Annotated in this window: 16 protein-coding genes; 13 read left to right on the forward strand and 3 right to left on the reverse strand. The window is 58.0% G+C overall.

The features are described from left to right. Positions 1-56: 56 nt before the first annotated feature. Positions 57-311, reverse strand: a complete 255-nt coding sequence (locus ACESMB_RS03665) for a succinate dehydrogenase assembly factor 2 (protein WP_372925510.1) — start codon at positions 309-311, stop codon at positions 57-59. Positions 312-355: 44 nt separating this feature from the next. Continuing rightward, on the reverse strand, positions 356-1,960 hold the full coding sequence (gene nadB / locus ACESMB_RS03670) for an L-aspartate oxidase (protein WP_372970923.1): 1,605 nt from the start codon (positions 1,958-1,960) through the stop codon (positions 356-358). 199 nt (positions 1,961-2,159) lie between these two features. Between nadB and rpoE the strand changes: the two genes are divergently transcribed. The 13 genes from rpoE to pdxJ all read left to right on the forward strand — a co-directional run bounded on the left by rpoE (position 2,160) and on the right by pdxJ (position 15,528). Further along, positions 2,160-2,777: an RNA polymerase sigma factor RpoE gene (gene rpoE, locus ACESMB_RS03675; RefSeq protein ID WP_372925512.1), complete on the forward strand. Its 618-nt coding sequence runs from the start codon at positions 2,160-2,162 to the stop codon at positions 2,775-2,777. Positions 2,778-2,791: 14 nt separating this feature from the next. After that, the gene (locus tag ACESMB_RS03680) at positions 2,792-3,370 is read left to right on the forward strand and encodes a sigma-E factor negative regulatory protein (RefSeq protein WP_372925513.1); all 579 of its coding nucleotides are present in this window, start codon (positions 2,792-2,794) and stop codon (positions 3,368-3,370) included. 44 nt (positions 3,371-3,414) lie between these two features. Continuing rightward, entirely contained in the window at positions 3,415-4,449 is a 1,035-nt protein-coding gene (locus tag ACESMB_RS03685) for a MucB/RseB C-terminal domain-containing protein (protein WP_372970924.1), read from the forward strand. After that, positions 4,446-4,916: a SoxR reducing system RseC family protein gene (locus ACESMB_RS03690; protein ID WP_372925515.1), complete on the forward strand. Its 471-nt coding sequence runs from the start codon at positions 4,446-4,448 to the stop codon at positions 4,914-4,916. Before ACESMB_RS03685 ends, ACESMB_RS03690 begins: the two co-directional genes overlap by 4 nt. A 112-nt stretch (positions 4,917-5,028) precedes the next feature. After that, a complete protein-coding gene (locus ACESMB_RS03695) occupies positions 5,029-6,453 on the forward strand; it encodes a DegQ family serine endoprotease (RefSeq protein ID WP_372970947.1) in 1,425 nt (474 codons plus the stop codon). Positions 6,454-6,599: 146 nt separating this feature from the next. Continuing rightward, complete coding sequence (locus tag ACESMB_RS03700) at positions 6,600-9,326, forward strand: EAL domain-containing protein (RefSeq protein ID WP_372970925.1); 2,727 nt, start codon at positions 6,600-6,602, stop codon at positions 9,324-9,326. A 105-nt stretch (positions 9,327-9,431) separates the two neighbouring features. Further along, positions 9,432-11,234 carry a translation elongation factor 4 gene (gene lepA, locus ACESMB_RS03705; RefSeq protein WP_372925517.1) on the forward strand — a complete coding sequence of 601 codons (1,803 nt, stop codon included), beginning with the start codon at positions 9,432-9,434 and terminating at the stop codon, positions 11,232-11,234. An 11-nt stretch (positions 11,235-11,245) separates the two neighbouring features. Beyond that, the gene (gene lepB / locus ACESMB_RS03710) at positions 11,246-12,031 is read left to right on the forward strand and encodes a signal peptidase I (protein WP_372970926.1); all 786 of its coding nucleotides are present in this window, start codon (positions 11,246-11,248) and stop codon (positions 12,029-12,031) included. Between the two features lie 29 nt (positions 12,032-12,060). Continuing rightward, positions 12,061-12,450 carry a DUF4845 domain-containing protein gene (locus ACESMB_RS03715; protein WP_372970927.1) on the forward strand — a complete coding sequence of 130 codons (390 nt, stop codon included), beginning with the start codon at positions 12,061-12,063 and terminating at the stop codon, positions 12,448-12,450. Next, the gene (gene rnc, locus ACESMB_RS03720) at positions 12,447-13,136 is read left to right on the forward strand and encodes a ribonuclease III (protein WP_372925520.1); all 690 of its coding nucleotides are present in this window, start codon (positions 12,447-12,449) and stop codon (positions 13,134-13,136) included. The genes ACESMB_RS03715 and rnc overlap by 4 nt, the downstream gene beginning before the upstream one ends. Further along, the gene (gene era, locus ACESMB_RS03725) at positions 13,136-14,053 is read left to right on the forward strand and encodes a GTPase Era (RefSeq protein WP_372970948.1); all 918 of its coding nucleotides are present in this window, start codon (positions 13,136-13,138) and stop codon (positions 14,051-14,053) included. Before rnc ends, era begins: the two co-directional genes overlap by 1 nt. Before the next feature lie 7 nt (positions 14,054-14,060). After that, entirely contained in the window at positions 14,061-14,789 is a 729-nt protein-coding gene (recO, locus tag ACESMB_RS03730) for a DNA repair protein RecO (protein ID WP_372970928.1), read from the forward strand. Beyond that, positions 14,779-15,528: a pyridoxine 5'-phosphate synthase gene (gene pdxJ / locus ACESMB_RS03735; protein ID WP_372970929.1), complete on the forward strand. Its 750-nt coding sequence runs from the start codon at positions 14,779-14,781 to the stop codon at positions 15,526-15,528. Before recO ends, pdxJ begins: the two co-directional genes overlap by 11 nt. An 18-nt stretch (positions 15,529-15,546) precedes the next feature. Here the strand turns inward: pdxJ and ACESMB_RS03740 are convergent, their stop codons facing one another. Then, entirely contained in the window at positions 15,547-18,426 is a 2,880-nt protein-coding gene (locus tag ACESMB_RS03740; RefSeq protein WP_372925523.1) for an ATP-binding protein, read from the reverse strand. Between the last annotated feature and the right edge of the window lie 210 nt (positions 18,427-18,636).

The raw sequence follows: 18,636 nt of genomic DNA on the forward strand, positions 1-18,636 counted from the left end.
CCAGCCAGGGCAGGGCACACAGAAACGCCACCGGATGCGATGGCGAAATCTGCAGATCAATCCGGTTGGACACGTTTCAGCATGATATCGACGATGCGTTGCAGATCCGGGTCTTCCGGGCGGCTGCGTTGCATGAACCACTCAAACATGTCGCTGTCTTCGCAGGTGATCAGTTTCTCGTAACGGGCCTGGTCTTCTGCCGGCAAATCCCGGTAGGCCTCTTCCAGGAACGGGATCAGTAGCACGTCCAGCTCAAGCATGCCGCGACGGCTGTGCCACCAAAGGCGTTTAAATTCGGTGTTATCAGACATGAATTCTCTCAGTTGCCCAGTGGGATCAGTTTGAACCGCCCCGGTCAGGGAGCGGGTCGTCTATAAGTTGTCGGAACCAGAACGGTATCTTTTGCTTCGTGGAGCAGCCCTGGAAAGTCCAGCGTGTAATGCAGGCCCCGGCTTTCCCTGCGCTGCAGCGCTGAGCAGATGATCAGGTCGGCAACAGTAACCAGGTTGCGCAATTCCAGCAGGTCATTGGACACCCGGTAGTTGCTGTAGAACTCGCCTATTTCACGCTCCAGCAAGTCGATACGGTGTTTGGCCCTCTGCAGACGCTTGGTGGTGCGAACAATGCCGACATAGTCCCACATGAAATGTCGCAGCTCGTCCCAGTTGTGGGAGATTACCACGTCCTCATCGGAATCACGCACCTGGCTTTCATCCCAGGCAGGTGCCTGTGGCGCGGCCGGAATGTCCGATTCCCGGCGGGCAATGTCCGCAGCGGCGGCCCGGCCATAGACCAGGCACTCCAGCAGCGAGTTGCTGGCCATGCGGTTGGCACCGTGCAGCCCGGTAAACGCCGCCTCGCCAACCACGTAAAGCTGGTTGATATCGGTGCGCGCCCGCTCGTCACTGACGATGCCGCCACAGGTGTAGTGGGCCGCGGGTACCACCGGAATGGGTTCTTTGGTGATATCGATTCCAAAGGCCATGCATTTTTCATGGATCGTCGGGAAATGATGCCTGATGAAATCGGCCGGTTTGTGGCTGATGTCCAGGTACAGATGATCCGCGCCCAGCCGCTTCATTTCATGGTCAATGGCGCGGGCGACAATATCCCTGGGAGCGAGTTCTCCGCGCTCGTCGAAACGGTCCATGAATCGTGTGCCATCGGGAAGCAGCAGCAAGCCCCCTTCGCCACGAACCGCTTCGGTGATCAGGAATGACTTGGCGTGGGGGTGGTACAGGCAGGTGGGGTGGAACTGGTTGAATTCCATGTTACCCACACGGCAGCCGGCCCGCCAGGCCATGGCAATGCCGTCGCCTGAAGCCCCGTCGGGGTTGGTGGTGTAGCGATAAGCCTTGCTGGCGCCCCCGGTGGCCAGAATGGTAAAGCGGGCACGGAACAGCTCAACATGGTTGTCTTCCAGGTTCAGGATGTAGGCGCCTACACAGGCGTTTCCCGGAAGCGACAGCTTGCGATTGGTGATCAGATCCACAACAACCCGCCCCGACATCAGTGTGATATTGGGGCGCGCCTGGGCCTGCGATGTCAGCGTGGTGGAAACCGCATGGCCTGTGGCGTCTGCTGCGTGGATGATGCGCCGGTGGCTGTGCCCACCTTCGCGGGTCAGATGGTAGTGTGACTCGTCATCGCGGGTGAATGTGACGCCGCTGTCTATCAGCCAGTCGATGCTCTCGCGGCCATGTTCAACGGTGAAGCGCACGGCGTCCTCGTGGCAGAGACCGCCCCCTGCGCTGAGGGTATCGCTGATGTGGTTTTCCAGCGAGTCATCATCATCCAGCACTGCTGCAATGCCGCCCTGCGCCCAGAGTGTGGCGCCACTGCTGATATCAGCTTTGCTGACGACGGCAACCTTCAGATGTTCAGGCAGATTCAGGGCAACCGTCAGACCGGCTGCTCCGCTGCCGATTATCAGGACATCGTATTCGTAGGATTGTGGCATCGGATCGTTATCGCAGGCCATAATGTGGAGGTGTATTGAACTAAACTTTGTGCCTGCTGTCTATTTGGCCTGACGGGGTGCACCCACTTGACCGGGCGCGCCATAGCCTAATCGGACATCGGGCAGTAGCATGAATCCACCGAAGTACAGGCAAGCAGACCATCTGGTCGCTCACTATGGAAACCCCGGCACTCCGTCCATGACTGCGGATACAGAACGACACAAGGAAGAAAACAGCGAAAGCCAGACAGACCTTCAGCTGGTGAGGAAGGTCCGTCATGGTGATCGGCCTGCCTTTGACCTTCTGGTTGTCAAATATCAGTCACGGGTGGCGTCGATTATCAGCCGGTATGTTTACGACAGTCAGGAAGTGATGGATCTGACCCAGGAAACCTTCGTCAAGGCGTATCGTGCGATAGACCGCTTTCGTGGAGACAGTGCCTTCTACACCTGGCTGTACCGGATTGCGGTGAACACGGCCAAGAATTTCCTTGAGTCCCGTGGCCGCCGTCCGCAGGGGAGTGCCGACGCTGTTGAAGCCGAGAATTTTGACGATGGCTCAAGGCTCAGAGACAACGCTTCACCGGAAAAGCTGCTGCAGCGGGATCAGTTGCAGGAAGCGCTCGGAGTGGCCATCGGTAATCTGCCGGAAGAGCTCCGGTCAGCGTTTCTGCTCAGGGAGTATGACGGGCTGAGCTATGAAGATATCGCAGGTATTCTCGAGTGTCCGATTGGTACAGTCAGGTCACGTATTTTCAGGGCACGGGATGCGGTGGATCGTCACCTCGGCCCTTTGTTAAATGATTCCCGGACATAATGAGGTTGCGTCCTATGGATGATCGTCTCAAAGAAACCCTGTCGGCCATGATGGATGATGAGGCCGACGAACTGTCTGTCCGCCGGCTGTTGTCCCATGCCCGGCAGGATGAAGTTCGTTCCCAGTGGCAGCGCTGGCAGCAGGTGCGCGATCTGATGCATCAGGGCAACCTGGCGGAGGATCGGGTGGACGTCAGCGCCGGTGTCAGGGAAGCACTGGACGGTGGTGTGCACAAGAGGTCCAGCCCGACTGTATCCGGTAAGGTGCGCAGGGAGCGCAACTGGCACTGGCCTGCGGTTGCCATGGTAACTCTGGCGCTGGTGGTGGGTTTCGGCGCAGGTGCCGGGTGGGAGTCCGCAGACAGTAACGGCGAGATGGCAAACGCCGGTATTCCTGCCGAGCAGTCTGAAGCACTGGAATCAGAGACAGTGGGCGAACCGGTGCAGGAGGTGGCGCTGCAGGGACTGGATGATGAGCAATGGGAGCAGGTCAGCCGTTACCTGTTGGAGCATGCCCAGCACAACAGTGTCGGCGCAGGGCGTGGCTCGGTTGGTTATGCCCGCCTGGTAAGTGCGTCCGGGTCTGGCTATTAGGATTCCCGATTTCACCCTGAACACGGCTCGGAGTTAAGTGATTGATGCACAAATCGGTAACCGGTAGCCCGACCCGGTGTATGGGTCCATACAGGCGCCTGCTGGCCATGGTTGTGGTTGTGGCCGCCTGTGTAGCCGGGCAGGCCTTTGCTGACACCGTCACCAGGGACGCCGAGTACTGGCTTGACCGCCTTGGCCCGGCACTGAACATGACCTCGTACCGTGGCGTATTTGTCTATGCGCGGGGTGACCAGGTCAGCTCGATGCAGATCGCCCATCGCTATGAGGACGGTGTTGTTGAGGAGCGCCTTGTACCGCAGGACGGCGCCAGTGGTGAAATTGTCCGCAAGGGTATGCGAGTGGTGTGCGTACTTCCGGATCACGGGCGTATCCAGCTGGATCAGGTGATCCCCTCCGGGCCCTTTGCGGAAGCGTTTTCAAGCCAGCTGATGCCGGTAAGCCGCTGGTATGAACCGGAATTGGCCGGCGACGACCGGATTGCCGGGTATGACGTGGTCAAACTCGCGCTCAAGGCCAAGGACGAGCTGCGTTACAGTCACCAACTGTGGCTGGAAAAGTCCACCGGCCTGTTGGTAAAAAGCCACGTGCGCTCGTCCAGCGGCGAGGTGCTTGAGCATTTCCAGTTCACCAGCCTTGAAATCACCGAAAGTCTGTCAGACAACGAATTCGTGATCCGTACCGAGGGTGAGGAAGTTGCCAGGGAGCTGGCGCCCAAGAAAACAGCCTCCCCGGCGCCAAGAATGGACGGCTGGACTCTCGACTGGCGTCCGGATGGCTTCATACCTGCGGCTGCTCCCCGCTCCGGAAAAGGCCAGGCCGTGGCTTTTTCAGATGGTCTGGCGGCATTCTCGGTGTTCGTCGAACCCGCCCGGAAGATTGTGATGCCCACAGGGGCTTCGCGTATCGGCGCTACCACGGTCTATATGAAGCAGCTTGAAGTTGATGACGTGGACTTTTTTGTAACTGTGGTTGGCGAGATTCCTCCCAGGACGGCGCGCAAGGTGGCGGAGTCGGTTAAAGTAGACGACACGCTGGCGTTCGGAGTTGTGGGTCAATGATTACGGAAACAGGCAAAGTGGTGGCAGTCAGTGGCGACCGGGTCTGGGTGCAGACAATACGGACCAGTGCCTGTGAGAGTTGCTCTGCGCGCAATGGCTGTGGCCAGCGGGCATTGGCCGGTGTTTCGGGCGGGCGTGCCAACCAGGTGTTGGTTACCAACACTCTCGGCGCCAGGGTGGGTGATGAGGTGACGGTTGCCATTGAAGAGTCCGCATTGCTGAGTGCCTCCCTGCTGGTGTATGCGCTACCGCTGGTGTTGATGGTGCTTGGTGCCGTTACCGGGCATCAGCTGTCAGAGGGGCAGGATGCTGCTGCCATGCTGGGTGCGGCACTGGGTATGGGCGCCGGTTTTATTGTGGCCAGACGGGTCGGCTCCAACCCAAACCGGGACTACGAACCGCGGCTGGTGAGGACCGGGCAAGTGCTGTCCGAACCAGCCGCCCGGCCCGGTTCGTCGCCGTATTGAAAATACCGGATTTGACCACACAATAAGTTTTAAACAACAGCTGATCAGGGGGTTCTGAATGCTCAAAGTAAAGCATGACCGTGAAATATCGTTCTGGCCGGGGGGCCGGAGTATGGCAACGGTCAGTTTGTACCTGCTTTGTCTGCTGTTGCCTTTGTCGCTGGCGCAATCTGCGTCAGCCCGCAACTTGCCTGATTTTACAGAGCTGGTTGAGGATAACTCCTCCGCCGTGGTCAATATCAGTACCACCACCGAGCCCAAGTCCGGGGGTAACCGCTCACAGGGTCTTCCATTCGACGAGCGCCAGCTAGAGCAGTTGCCGGAATTTTTCCAGGATTTCTTTCGTGGTCCCCAGTCGCCTTTCGGGGGAAGCCCGGGAGGTTCTGCACCGCGTCAGTCCATGGGGTCTGGCTTTATCGTTTCCAGTGACGGCTATGTGTTGACCAACAACCACGTTGTGGAAGGCGCGGATGAAATTATTGTACGCCTGAATGACCGCCGCGAGCTGCCGGCCAAGCTGGTAGGAACCGATCCCCGTTCGGATATGGCGGTCCTCAAGCTTGAAAATGGCGATGACCTCCCCGTCGTCCGTGTCGGAAGTTCCCGGGACCTCAAGGTGGGTGAGTGGGTTCTGGCCATCGGCTCACCCTTCGGTTTCGATTACACGGTAACGGCTGGCATCGTCAGCGCCCTTGGCCGTTCTCTGCCGTCTGAAAACTATGTGCCGTTTATCCAGACCGATGTGGCGATCAATCCGGGCAACTCGGGCGGACCATTGTTCAATCTCGACGGAGAAGTTGTCGGTATCAACTCGCAAATCTACACCCGCTCTGGCGGTTTCATGGGGGTCTCGTTTGCAATTCCTATCGATGACGCCATGAACGTCTTCCGGCAGATCAGGGACGAAGGCTCTGTCTCCCGTGGCTGGCTTGGCGTTCTCATCCAGGAAGTTAACCGGGACCTGGCAGAATCTTTCGGTCTGAAACGCCCGCGTGGTGCCCTGGTTGCAGAGGTCATGTCAGGCTCACCGGCCGAGAAGGCAGGTTTGAAGGCCGGCGACATTGTTCTCGAATACGAAGGTGAGGACGTCACCCTGTCCTCAGACCTGCCGCCTATGGTTGGTCGTACGCCAGTTGGTGAATCCGCTTCTCTGGAGGTCATGCGTGAAGGCAAGCAGATCACTCTGGATGTCGAGATCGGGAAGCTCCCTGAGGAGGGTGGCCAAGCTGAGGCAGCGCCGGCCTCTGATAACAACGGGCCGTCATCTGCGCCATTGGGCATGACCGTTGAGCCCCTTCCGGACGACGTCAGGGACTCGCTGGGAGTTTCTGGTGGTGTGCTGGTGGCCGAGGTTGCGCAGGGGCCTGCCCTGAATGCCGGTATCGAGCCCCGGGACGTGATCACCGAGCTCAACCGTCGTCCTGTCAACTCTGTTGAGGACTTCCGGGAGGCGGTCGCATCTTTGCCGGAAGGCAGTGCGGTGTCCGTTCGCGTCGTGCGCCAGGGGAGGGCCATCTACCTTGTGATGAAACCCTGACAGAAACTCCGCCGGGGGGGCAGGGAAAGCGAACCGGCAGTCACCGAATAGAGCCCTGCTGGCTGCTGGTTAAACGACAGCCAGCAGGGCTTTTGTTATAATGCAGCCAACAATCAGATAAATGGCCACGGATCGGACCTGCCCGAATGATGAACAAAAAGGATCTTCCCCTCCGCAAACTGCTGCAACCACGGTACTCATGGGTGGCGTGGTTGCTGCTGGTTGGTTGCCTCGCGGTAACCGCTCTGCTTTGGCAGGTGTCCATCCGCCTTGTCGATGACCGCACCGAAGCCCGTTTCAAGACCCAGTCCCTGCAGCTTAAAACCGCCATTGAAGAGCGTCTGCTGAACTACGAGCAGGTGCTGGCAGGCAGCGCTGGCCTGTTTGCCGTTGCCGTTGAGGTCAGCAGGGATGACTGGCGGGAATACGTCGACAATGTGGATATCAACCGTTATTACCCGGGCATCCAGGGCATTGGCTTTGCCCAGAAAATCGGCGTGCGGCAGATGGCGGACCATATCGCATCGGTACGGCGGGACGGGGTGCTGAACTATCTGGTCACGCCACTGGGCAGTGGGCCGGATTACTACCCTATGGTGTATCTGGAACCGGGCACAGAACGGAATCGCAAGGCGCTGGGATACGATGCCTTCAGCGACCCGACGCATCGCCGTGCAATGGTTCGCGCCCGGGACCAGGCCAAACCCAAGGTCACCGGTAAAGTGGTGCTGGTACAGGAGGAAGTGGCCGAAGACCAGGCGGGTTTTCTGATGTACTACCCCGTGTTCCAGGGAGGTGAGGTGCCGGAAAGCCGGGTGGAACGGCAGATGATGCTGGCGGGCTACGTTTTCAGTGCTTTCAGAATGAATCACTTGCTGGATGGTATCGTCGGGCTGATTTCTCCGTTTCTGGATGTGAAAATCTACGACGCCGGGGAGATCTCGCGGGATGCACTGATGTACGGCTCCAATCTCGGCTCCCTGGACGAGGACTTCAGTTTTGAAATGAGTCAGACGATTACCCATGGGGGTCGGGACTGGCTACTGCAGACCCGTTCTACGCCAGCCTTTGACTTCCTGGCGTCTGACCCACGCCCGCCCATTGTTCTCGGTTCCGGGATTGTCATCAGCCTGCTGATGTTCCTGTTTGTCCTTACTCTGATCCGCAGCCGGATCCAGGCGCAGATCAGCGCTGGCCGCTACCGGGCCATTACTGAAGGGGCCGCCAATGTGACCCTGGTGCTGGAGCGCAGCGGAAGCCCGAAATACGCGAGCCCGTCCAGCCGGGACATCCTCGGGTTTAATCCTGAAAAGGTCTACGATCTGGAGTTGGACACCCTGGTTCATGGCGAAGATTGGCCTCAATTGAAGGCCGGCTTTAACGAGGCTGTGAAGTCCCCCGGTAAGCAGATGCCGGTCATCCGTGCCCGCATACGGGATTCAGAGGGGCAGTGGCGGGACATGGAAGGTACCTTTACTGCCATGCTCAACGTGCCGGGGGTCAATGGTGTAGTGCTCAGCCTGCGGGACCTGACCCAGCTCAAGGCAGCCCAGTCGGAACTTCACCGGTTGGCCTTTTACGACCCACTGACCGGGCTGGCCAATCGCCAGTTATTCAAGGATCGCCTGAGCCACGTGGTGCGTCGCAGCCGCCGCAGCGAAGAACCTGCCGCGCTGATGTTCCTGGATCTCGATGGTTTCAAGCGCATCAATGATACCCTTGGGCACGACAGCGGTGATGAGCTGCTCAAGCAGGTCTCCCAGTGGCTTACCGGCTGTGTCAGGGAAGATGACTCGGTTGCCAGGCTGGGCGGTGACGAGTTTGTTGTGCTGCTGTCCAGAATCAGTGGCCCGGACGCCGCCGGCAAAGTTGCCGATACCATCCTGCGGCGCCTGTGCCAGCGCATTCGCCTGAACGATCACGAAGTGGGTATTACCGTCAGTATCGGTATCACCATGATCCCTCACGACAGCGAGGACCCGGGCACTCTGATGAAGTACGCGGATCTGGCCATGTACCGGGCCAAGGAACTGGGGCGGAACACCTACCAGTTCTTTACTCCGGCCATGAACATCAAGGCGGCAAGGAGACTGTTGCAGCAGGAAGAACTGGCAACGGCACTGGATGGCGACCGCTTTGTCCTGCACTACCAGCCCAAGATTGAACTCGAGAGCGAGCGGGTTATCGGGGTCGAAGCGTTCCTGCGCTGGCACCATCCGGAAAAAGGACTGGTCAGTGCCCAGCAATTCATCACACTGGCTGAGGAAACCGGGCTGATCGTCAGGCTCGGTGAGATGGCCCTGCGCCAGGCCTGCATTCAGGTCCAGGCTCTCGAGCGTGCCGGGTTTGAATCTCTGAATATGGCGGTGAACCTCTCGGTGCGCCAGCTCACCGATGCCGGCTTCCTGGACATGATGCGCCAGGTGATCACCGAAACCGGTGTCTCACCGGAGCGCCTGGAACTGGAGATGCCGGCAGAACTGCTGAATGAGGATCCGCGAATGCTCAGGGAGCTTCTGGTCTCCCTCCATGACATGGGCGTATGTCTGATCCTGGACGATTTCGGCACCGGTTCCTGTTCGTTGGTAGCACTGCAGCAACTCCCGCTGGATGTGATCAAGATTGACCATCGTTTCATCCGCGACATTCCCTATAACGTCAGCGCAACGGATGTGGCTTCGGCGGTTATTGCACTGGCGAGGAAATTGCACCTCACCGTTGTCGCCGAAGGAGTGGAAACGCCGCAACAACTGAATTTCCTCAAAAGCGCCGGCTGTGCCCAGTGTCAGGGCAACCTGTTCAGCTATCCACTGGATGAAGATGCGCTTATTGGCTTCCTGATTCGGCAATATGAGCGGCCGCTGACCTCCTGATCATGGCAATGGGGGCCGGTAACCGGTAAAATCACGCCGTCGCCGGAGTCCGGTGGCGGCCCGTCCGGGCTCAATCCTTCGTCTTTTTATGAGTAATCATTGTCTGTGACTGAACTGAGCCGAATCCGAAATTTTTCGATCATCGCCCACATTGACCACGGTAAATCCACTCTGGCAGACCGCTTTATCCAGATCTGCGGCGGCCTCACGGAACGTGAAATGGCCGAACAGGTGCTTGATTCCATGGATCTCGAGCGCGAGCGCGGCATTACCATCAAGGCCCAGAGCGTGACACTGAATTACAAGGCCCGGGATGGTAAAGAATACAAACTGAACTTCATCGATACACCGGGCCATGTGGATTTTTCCTACGAGGTGTCGCGTTCCCTGTATGCCTGTGAGGGTGCTTTGCTGGTAGTGGACGCCGGCCAGGGTGTCGAAGCCCAGTCCGTGGCCAACTGCTACACCGCAATAGAGCAGGGTCTGGAAGTGGTGCCGGTGCTGAACAAGATGGACCTTCCCCAGGCTGAACCCGAGCGTGTTGCCCAGGAAATCGAGGATATTATCGGCATTGCCGCCACCGAGGCGGTCCGCTGCAGTGCCAAGAGCGGCATTGGTGTGGAAGATGTCCTGGAAGACCTGATTGCCAGGATTCCACCACCAAAGGGTGACCGCAGCGCGCCTCTGCAGGCACTGATCATTGACTCCTGGTTCGACAACTACCTGGGTGTCGTATCCCTGGTGCGGGTGACCGAAGGCACCCTGAAAAAGGGCGACAGAATTGTCATCAAGTCCACCGGCAAGGCCTGGAATGCTGACAAGGTTGGTATCTTCAACCCCAAGCCCAAGGATACGGACATTCTGGAGGCCGGAGATGTGGGATTTGTGGTCGCCGGCATCAAGGACATTCATGGTGCGCCAGTGGGCGACACCATTGTGCAGCAGAAAGGGTCGGACGATATCCCGATGCTGCCCGGTTTCAAGAAAGTAAAACCCCAGGTCTATGCCGGCCTGTTTCCGGTCAGTGCGGATGATTACAACGATTTCCGTGACGCTCTGGAAAAACTGACCCTGAATGATGCCTCGCTGTTTTTCGAGCCGGAAAGCTCGGATGCCCTGGGTTTTGGTTTCCGGTGCGGTTTTCTGGGAATGCTCCACATGGAGATTGTCCAGGAGCGTCTGGAGCGTGAATACGACATTGACCTGATTACCACCGCGCCAACGGTCATTTATGAAGTCGTTACCAAACAGGGTGAGACCCTGTCGGTGGACAATCCCTCCAGCCTTCCGGATATTGGTTCCATTGAGGAAATGCGTGAGCCGATTGTTGAGGCTAGTATTCTGGTGCCTCAGGAACACCTGGGCAATGTCATCAAGCTCTGTGAGGAAAAGCGCGGCATCCAGAAAAACATGCACTTCATGTCAACCCAGGTGCAGGTGACCTATGAACTGCCGATGGCGGAAGTGGTTCTGGATTTCTTCGACCGCATCAAGTCGGCGAGCCGGGGCTTTGCCTCTCTCGACTACCAGTTTGTGCGTTTCCAGACCGCGAATCTGGTACGGCTGGATGTGCTCATTAACGCTGAACGGGTGGATGCCCTGGCGCTGATTGTGCACAAGGATCAGGCCCACTATAAGGGCCGTGCGCTGGTCGAGAAAATGAAAGAACTGATCCCGCGGCAGATGTTTGATATCGCCATTCAGGCGGCCATCGGCAACCAGGTGGTATCCCGGGTTACCGTCAAGGCGCTGCGCAAGAACGTGACGGCCAAGTGTTATGGCGGCGATGTCAGCCGCAAGAAGAAACTGCTGCAGAAGCAGAAAGAAGGTAAAAAGCGCATGAAGCAACTGGGCAATGTTGAGGTGCCTCAGGAAGCGTTCCTTGCCGTACTGAAAGTGGATAACTAAAAGGCACCTGAATGGATATTGATTTTCCCCTGGTTCTGGTAGTTCTGACGTTTGCAACCGGGCTGATCTGGCTGCTGGACCGGCTTTTCCTGCGCAAGCGAAGGCTCGCGGCGGCAGGGTTGGAACCAGGGGATTACGAGGCCGACCAGGAGCCCAAGGAACCCTACCTGGTCGACCTCAGCCGCTCGTTTTTCCCCGTTCTGGCAGTGGTGCTGGTGTTGCGTTCATTCCTGGTGGAGCCGTTTCAGATTCCCTCGGGTTCCATGTTGCCCACTCTGGAAGTAGGTGACTTTATTCTCGTCAACAAGTACGCGTATGGGCTGAGACTGCCTGTTGCCGGTACCAAAATACTGGAAGTGGACGACCCGCAACGCGGCGATGTCATCGTATTCCGCTATCCGGAAGATGGCAGTACCAATTATATCAAGCGGGTTGTGGGCTTGCCCGGAGACCGTGTCCGTTATGAAGACCGCGAGATCTTCATCAATGGTGAGAAGGTGGACTCCCGTTTCGTAGCGCGGTTGCCACCGGCAGAACTGCGGCGTGAAATCCTTGGCGATACTGAACACGATGTGTTCCGGACCCTCGGGCGCACGGGCCGTTCCGGTGAAGGCGAATGGCTGGTGCCGGAGGGCGAGTATTTCGTGATGGGTGACAATCGCGATAATAGCAATGACAGTCGCTACTGGGGCACGGTTCCGGATGAGCTGGTTGTGGGCAAGGCATTTGCGATCTGGATGCACTGGCAATCACTGACCAGTCTGCCATCCTTTGATCGTGTGGGCGGCATAGAATAAGTGCGGTGTAATTCAGGGGTATCCTCATAATGAAGAAAAACAGTCTTTCGTCCATGCACCGGCAGTCGGGTGCTTCGGCCCTGGTCATCATGATCATGGTGCTCTTCTTCGGTGGCCTGCTGACACTGGTTATCAAGCTTGGCCCGGCTTATCTGGACGACATCACCATCCAGGAGGCACTGGAGAGCCTGGAGGGAACCGAAGATCTCTCGACCATGGGGCCCGCCCAGGTAAGAAGCCTTATCAACAAGCGCCTGAGCGTCAATAATGTAAGAGGGTTTGACGCCAAGAACATCACCGTTGAGAAAAACGGCGAGTTTGTGGTGATCAACGTGGACTATGAAGTCCGCAACAACCTATTCCGTAACGTGGATACGGTCATCCACTTCCAACACGAGTATGAGATGAAGGGCAAGTGAGTTCGCAACCGGATCTGGACCAGCTTCAGCGGCGCATTGGTTATCAGTTCAAGACCCCTGAGCGCTTGCTGCTGGCGCTTACCCATCGCAGTTATGGCAACCAGAACAATGAGCGCCTGGAATTTCTCGGCGACTCCATTGTCAACATGGTCATAGCAGAACATCTTTACCTGCATTTCGAAAAAGCCCGGGAAGGGCAGTTGAGCCGGCTGCGGGCCCGTATGGTCAAGGGCGTTACCCTGGCGGAAATCGGTCGCGAATTTGAACTGGGCAAGTACCTTCGGCTAGGCTCCGGCGAGCTGAAAAGCGGCGGGTTTCGCCGTGAGTCCATTCTGGCGGATGCGGTTGAATCCATCATTGGAGCTATCTATCTGGACAGCGACTTCCATACCTGCCGAGAGCAGGTGTTGCGCTGGTTCGAGATGCGCCTGAAGCAGCTGGATCTGCAGGATACCCAGAAAGATCCCAAAACCCGGCTTCAGGAATATCTGCAGTCGCGGCAGTTTCCGCTGCCGCGCTATGACGTTATTTCCGTGGATGGTGAAGCTCACGCCCAGACGTTCCATGTTTCCTGTGCCCTGCCGTCTCTGGACCGGAAAACTAGCGGTACCGGCAACAGCCGCCGGATTGCCGAGCAGCAGGCCGCCCGCAATGCGCTCAAGGAATTGGGCGTGGAGAATGAATGATGAATGATGTTACCCGTCCCGAGAATCCGGACAGCCGTTGCGGTTTCGTGGCGATTGTTGGCCGTCCCAATGTGGGCAAATCCACGTTGCTGAACCATGTTCTGGGCCAGAAGCTGAGTATTACCTCCCGCAAACCGCAGACCACCCGTCACCAGGTTCTGGGGATCAAGACCGAAGGCCCGGTTCAGGCGATCTACGTGGATACGCCGGGCATGCACGAGGAAGAACCCCGCGCCATCAACCGGTATATGAACAGGGCAGCCACCTCTGCATTGAAGGATGTGGATGTGGCGGTGTTCGTGGTTGACCAGATGGCCTGGACCACAGCGGATGAAATGGTGCTGGAAAAACTGAGCAGCCTGAAATGCCCGGTGATCCTCGCGGTCAACAAGGTGGACCGGATCGAGAATCGCGAGGCCCTGCTGCCCCACCTCGACATGCTGTCACGGAAACGGGACTTTGCTGAAATGATTCCGCTTTCGGCCCTGAAAGGCATGAACCTGGCACCACTGGAAGAAGCGGTGGGGCGTTTTCTGCCGCAAAGTGTCCACTTCTATCCCGACGATCAGATCACCGATCGCAGTGAACGTTTCATGGCATCGGAGATGGTGCGGGAGAAAATTACGCGGCAGCTGGGCGCGGAACTGCCCTATTCGGTAGCAGTCGAGATCGAGGAGTTCCGCAAGGACGGCAAGACCCTGCATATTTCCGCGTTGATCCTTGTGGAACGCGAGGGCCAGAAGAAAATCATGATAGGTGACAAGGGTGAGCGCCTGCGCCGTATCGGCCAGGAAGCTCGCGCTGATATGGAGCGTCTGTTCGACAGCAAGGTTATGCTGAGGCTCTGGGTCAAGGTCAAGCGAGGCTGGGCTGACAGTGACCGGGCATTGAAAAGTCTTGGTATGAACGACTTCTGAGGCGTTTATGACGGGGCCAACACGACAGGAGCCCGCCTACGTCCTCCACCGTCGGCCATGGCGTGAAACCAGCCTGATGGTGGATATTTTCTCCCTCAATGCGGGCCGGATAACCATTATTGCCCGCGGCGGCAACAGTGCGAAAAGCCCGCTGAAGGCCCAACTACAACCTTTTCAGCCGCTGCTTCTGGACTGGACCGGACGCAGCGACCTGAAAACCCTGACTCAGGCAGAAGTTCGGGGTGGCCCTGCGCTGAAGCGCACCCTGTCCCTGTACAGCGGCCTCTATGTGAACGAGCTTTTGCAGCGCCTGTTACCCCAGGCCGACTCTCACCCCCGCCTTTTCGCGTCCTATATTGACGTCATTGCTGAACTTTCCGAAGCCGCCGACGTGGAGCCGGTTCTGCGGCGATTCGAGCAGTCCCTTGCTGCCGAGCTGGGGTATGACTTTGCGTGGGACCTGGCCACCGATACCGGAGATGCTGTCGAGGCAGCCGGGTATTATTGCTATGATCCGGAGCAGGGGATCCTGGCCGCGCCGTCAGCTGGCGTGCGGCTGCAGAACCTGTCCGGCGCCACATTGCTTGCGCTTGCCTCCGGAAATCTGGAGTCAACAGAATGTCGCCGTGTCGCCAAGCGGGTAACCCGCGTGCTGGTGGATTACCTTTTGCAGGGCCGGCCCCTCAATAGCCGGAGCCTGTTCAGTCATCATCGAGGAGACCGTAATGAATCCTAGCGCAACGAATCCCAGAGTCCTGCTGGGTGTCAATATTGACCATGTGGCAACGCTGCGCCAGGCCAGGGGCACCCGCTATCCGGATCCGGTTCAGGCTGCCATCCTGGCGGAAGAAGCCGGGGCTGACGGTATTACCATTCACCCACGGGAAGACCGCCGCCACATTCAGGACCGTGATGTGCTTTTACTCAGGGAAATCCTGACCATAAAAATGAACCTGGAAATGGCGGTTACCGATGCCATGCTGGCATTTGCCGAACAGGTGCGCCCGCAATGCGTATGCCTGGTACCGGAAAAACGTGAGGAGCTGACCACAGAGGGCGGGCTTGACGTGGAAGGCCTGGAAACCCGGGTTGCCAAGGCCTGCGAGCGACTGGCAAAGATCGGCTCAGAGGTTTCGCTGTTTATAGATCCTGATATTGCACAGATTGACGCAGCCGTCAGGTGTGGTGCTCCGGTCGTGGAGCTCCACACCGGTGAATACGCCGAAGCTGCTACGCCGGAAGCGGCGGATGCGGCCTTTGATATCCTCGTGACTGCGGTTGAGCATGCCCGGAAAAAGGGCCTGATTGTGAACGCCGGCCACGGCCTTCACTATCACAATACTGAACGGGTTGCGGCGATCAACGGTATTAACGAACTCAATATCGGCCATGCCATCATTGCGAGGGCTGTCTTCACTGGCCTCAAGGAAGCGGTCAGAGACATGAAGGCCATCCTGGCAAGCGCCCGCGCCTGATCCGGCACCGGCTAAGCGTCAGTCTGCAGTGGCCTGATGATCCTGCTGGCGGAACAGTTGCTGCCAGTCGGTCTCCTCGCTCCAGATCTGCAGGCGCTCCATGGCAACAAGCAACTGGTCTTTCTGGTATTCCGTGTCTGGTGACGAACATTTAAGCGCGGTTTCCAGCTGGTTGGCAGCGCTCCGCAATTCCGGTACGCCGCAGTATCGGGTTGCGCCGTGAAGTTTGTGCACGCACTCCAGTAATTCCTCCCGCTCGCCGTTGTCCCAGAGTCTGTTCACCCGGTCCAGGTCGGTGTGGATCTGTTCAACCAGCATGCTGAACAACTCTTCCGCCAGGTCGGCTTTTCCGGCCGCCAGTTGAATGCTTTCGGCAACACTGACGCAATCCGGCTGCTTCTTGCGGGTGGACGGCCGCAGGGCCCGGCGGGTGTCCCGAACTTCTGGCAAGAAGGGGTAGCCATTGCCTCGTTCAGCCTCGCAGCTGTAGCCGGTGTAGTCGTAGATGATGTCGATCAGCTGGCTGTTGCTGATGGGCTTTGCAAGGTAGCCATCGAAGCCCTGCCGCATCAGTCGATCCTGCTCTTCGGCCAGCGCATGGGCCGTCAGGGCAATGATGCGGGTGCGACGATTGCTGCCATCCAGGCTCCGAAGTCTTTCGGTGGTTTCGACGCCATCCATGCCCGGCATCTGCAGGTCCATGAAGACCAGATCGAATGGTTTTTGCCGCGCCTTGCTGAGTGCCTCGAAACCACTGCTGGCGCCCTCGGCTTCAATGCGGCAATCGTGCAGCAGCGTCAGTACCAGTTTCAGATTGGCGTCGTTATCGTCCACTGCCAGCACTCGTGGCACCCGGCCGGACTGATCCGTTATTTCTCGTTCTTCGGACGCGGCCGGGAGCTGCCGCTGCCCGCTGCTGATTCCATGGACCAGCAGAAGCAGTTCGTCGTAAAGCGAGTCACGGCATACCGGCTTGGTGAGATGGCCGCTGGCCAGGCCGGAGAGCGGCGTGTCGTGAGTTTCCAGCGTCGGCGTGAGAAGAAGGGTACGGCAGTCCCTCTCGAGTTCCAGAGTGCGCACCAGCGAGCAATACTGACTTGAGTTGAGCAGGTGGCGGGTGATGCCCAGGAGGGCAACTGCGTAACCGGACTGCGCCTTCTGGGCCTCTTCGATCTGTTCCTGCATGGCGCCCGGCGAGGCAACCCGATCGACGGTCATACCCCATTCATGCAGCATATGCTCTACTGCCAGGCCGGTTGTCTTCTGTTGCTCCAGGTAGATAACCCGCTCGCCCCTGAGCGCATCTTTCGGCGCGATCGCTTCTCCGGTGGAAGACAGTTCGGACGTGAGGGTGAACCAGAAGGTGGAGCCCTTGCCAAGTTCGCTTTCCAGGCCGATCTTGCCGCCCATCTCTTCCACAAGGCGCTTGGAGATGGCAAGTCCAAGACCGGTGCCTCCGTACTGCCGTGCGGTGGAGGCGTCCGCCTGGCTGAAGGCATTGAACAGGGACTGCTGCTGTGCCCGGGAAAGGCCGACACCGGAGTCGGTAATGCTCATCCGCAGGGTGATCCGGTTACTCTCCTTGTCTTCTTCCTCAAGGCTGGCTCGCAAAACCACTTCGCCGGTCTGGGTGAACTTGATGGCGTTGTTGACCAGGTTGGTGATCACCTGTTTTACCCGCAATGGATCGCCCATGATGTTATCCGGTACATCGTTGTATACCAGTGGCACCAGATCCAGGTTCTTGCTGTGAGCCGCGGGGGCAAGCATGACCATGACTTCCTCGACGATGTCCCGCAACTGGAACGGAATCCGGTCCAGAATCAGCTTGCCGGCCTCGATCTTGGAGAAATCGAGGATGTCGTTGATGATGGTCAGAAGAATTTCCGATGACTTGCGGATGGTGCTCAGGTGGTCCCGCTGCTGACGGGGCAGGGGGCTTTTCAGCAGCAACTCGGTAAAGCCGATAATGCCGTTTAGCGGCGTGCGGATTTCGTGGGACATGTTGGCCAGGAATTCGGACTTGATACGGCTGGCTTCAAGTGCTTCCTTACGGGCCAGGTCCAGTTCAATGTTCTGGATCTCGATGGTTTCCAGGGTTTCCCGCAGATCTTCGGTCGCCTGGTCAATGTTCTGCTGCATTTCGGCCTGGGCTTTGCTCAGCTCGCCCGCCATGGCGTTAAGGCCTGATTCCAGCTGCTCGAATTCCGGGCCGGCACCTGTGTAGACACGGGTGTCCAGCTTGCCTTCCTTGAGCCTGGCAACCGCTTCGTTGAGCTCGAAAACCGGGCCGGTAAAAGCACGGCTCAGACGCAGTGCGATCACCAGGCTCAGAAGCACACCCCCGAGTACCAGCAGGAGCGAAATCAGCAGAGCCTTGTAGGTTTCCTTCTCGGTGCGAACATGCGACATCTCAACCGTCACCCAGCCAATCGGCTTCTTGCCGCTGCCGACACTCTGGCGGGAGTCCGGATCAAGCATGCTTTCGATCATCAGATCCTGCAGGTAAACCGGAGTAATGAATACCGTGCTGTCCGGTTGGTTGATCTGTTTGGCATCCTCACCGGTCAGGGCTTCCTCGCCAACATCGTCAGAACTGCCTGGGCCGGTGTGCAACAGTCGTTTATGCTCGCTGTCGAAGAAGGTAATGGAGCGAACGTCCTGTTCTTCCAGAAGGGCATTGGAAAGGCTGCTCAGAAGGCTGCGATTGGCGGTAAAAAGGCCATACTCTGAACCAGCGGAAAGCTGCCGTGAGAGAGATTCGCCTCGGTCTTTCAGCAGGTTTTCGATATTGTTGACCCAGCTGTAGGTAAAAAAAAGCCCCAGCATCAGCGTGGTCAGAAGGGTGGGGACGAGTGTCACCACAAGTACTTTTTTGCGTATGCCCCAGCGCCGCATAGAGTGTTCCCGATTGACTTCGCCGGCCGGATCTCCGGCATTCTTCCCTGTCAGGATAGATGATTCAATCCAGTCTGGCCGTGATGGCACTCCCGGATATAGCCCACAGTCATCGATATAGCGAGAAGCTGTATTGGGAGACGGCGGATATTCCGCGTATCATGCGAATGCGGAGTGTACCACAGGCTTGTGTTGTCGGCGTTAATGGCT

Source organism: Marinobacter sp. (assembly GCF_041686475.1).
Taxonomy (GTDB): Bacteria; Pseudomonadota; Gammaproteobacteria; order Pseudomonadales; family Oleiphilaceae; genus Marinobacter.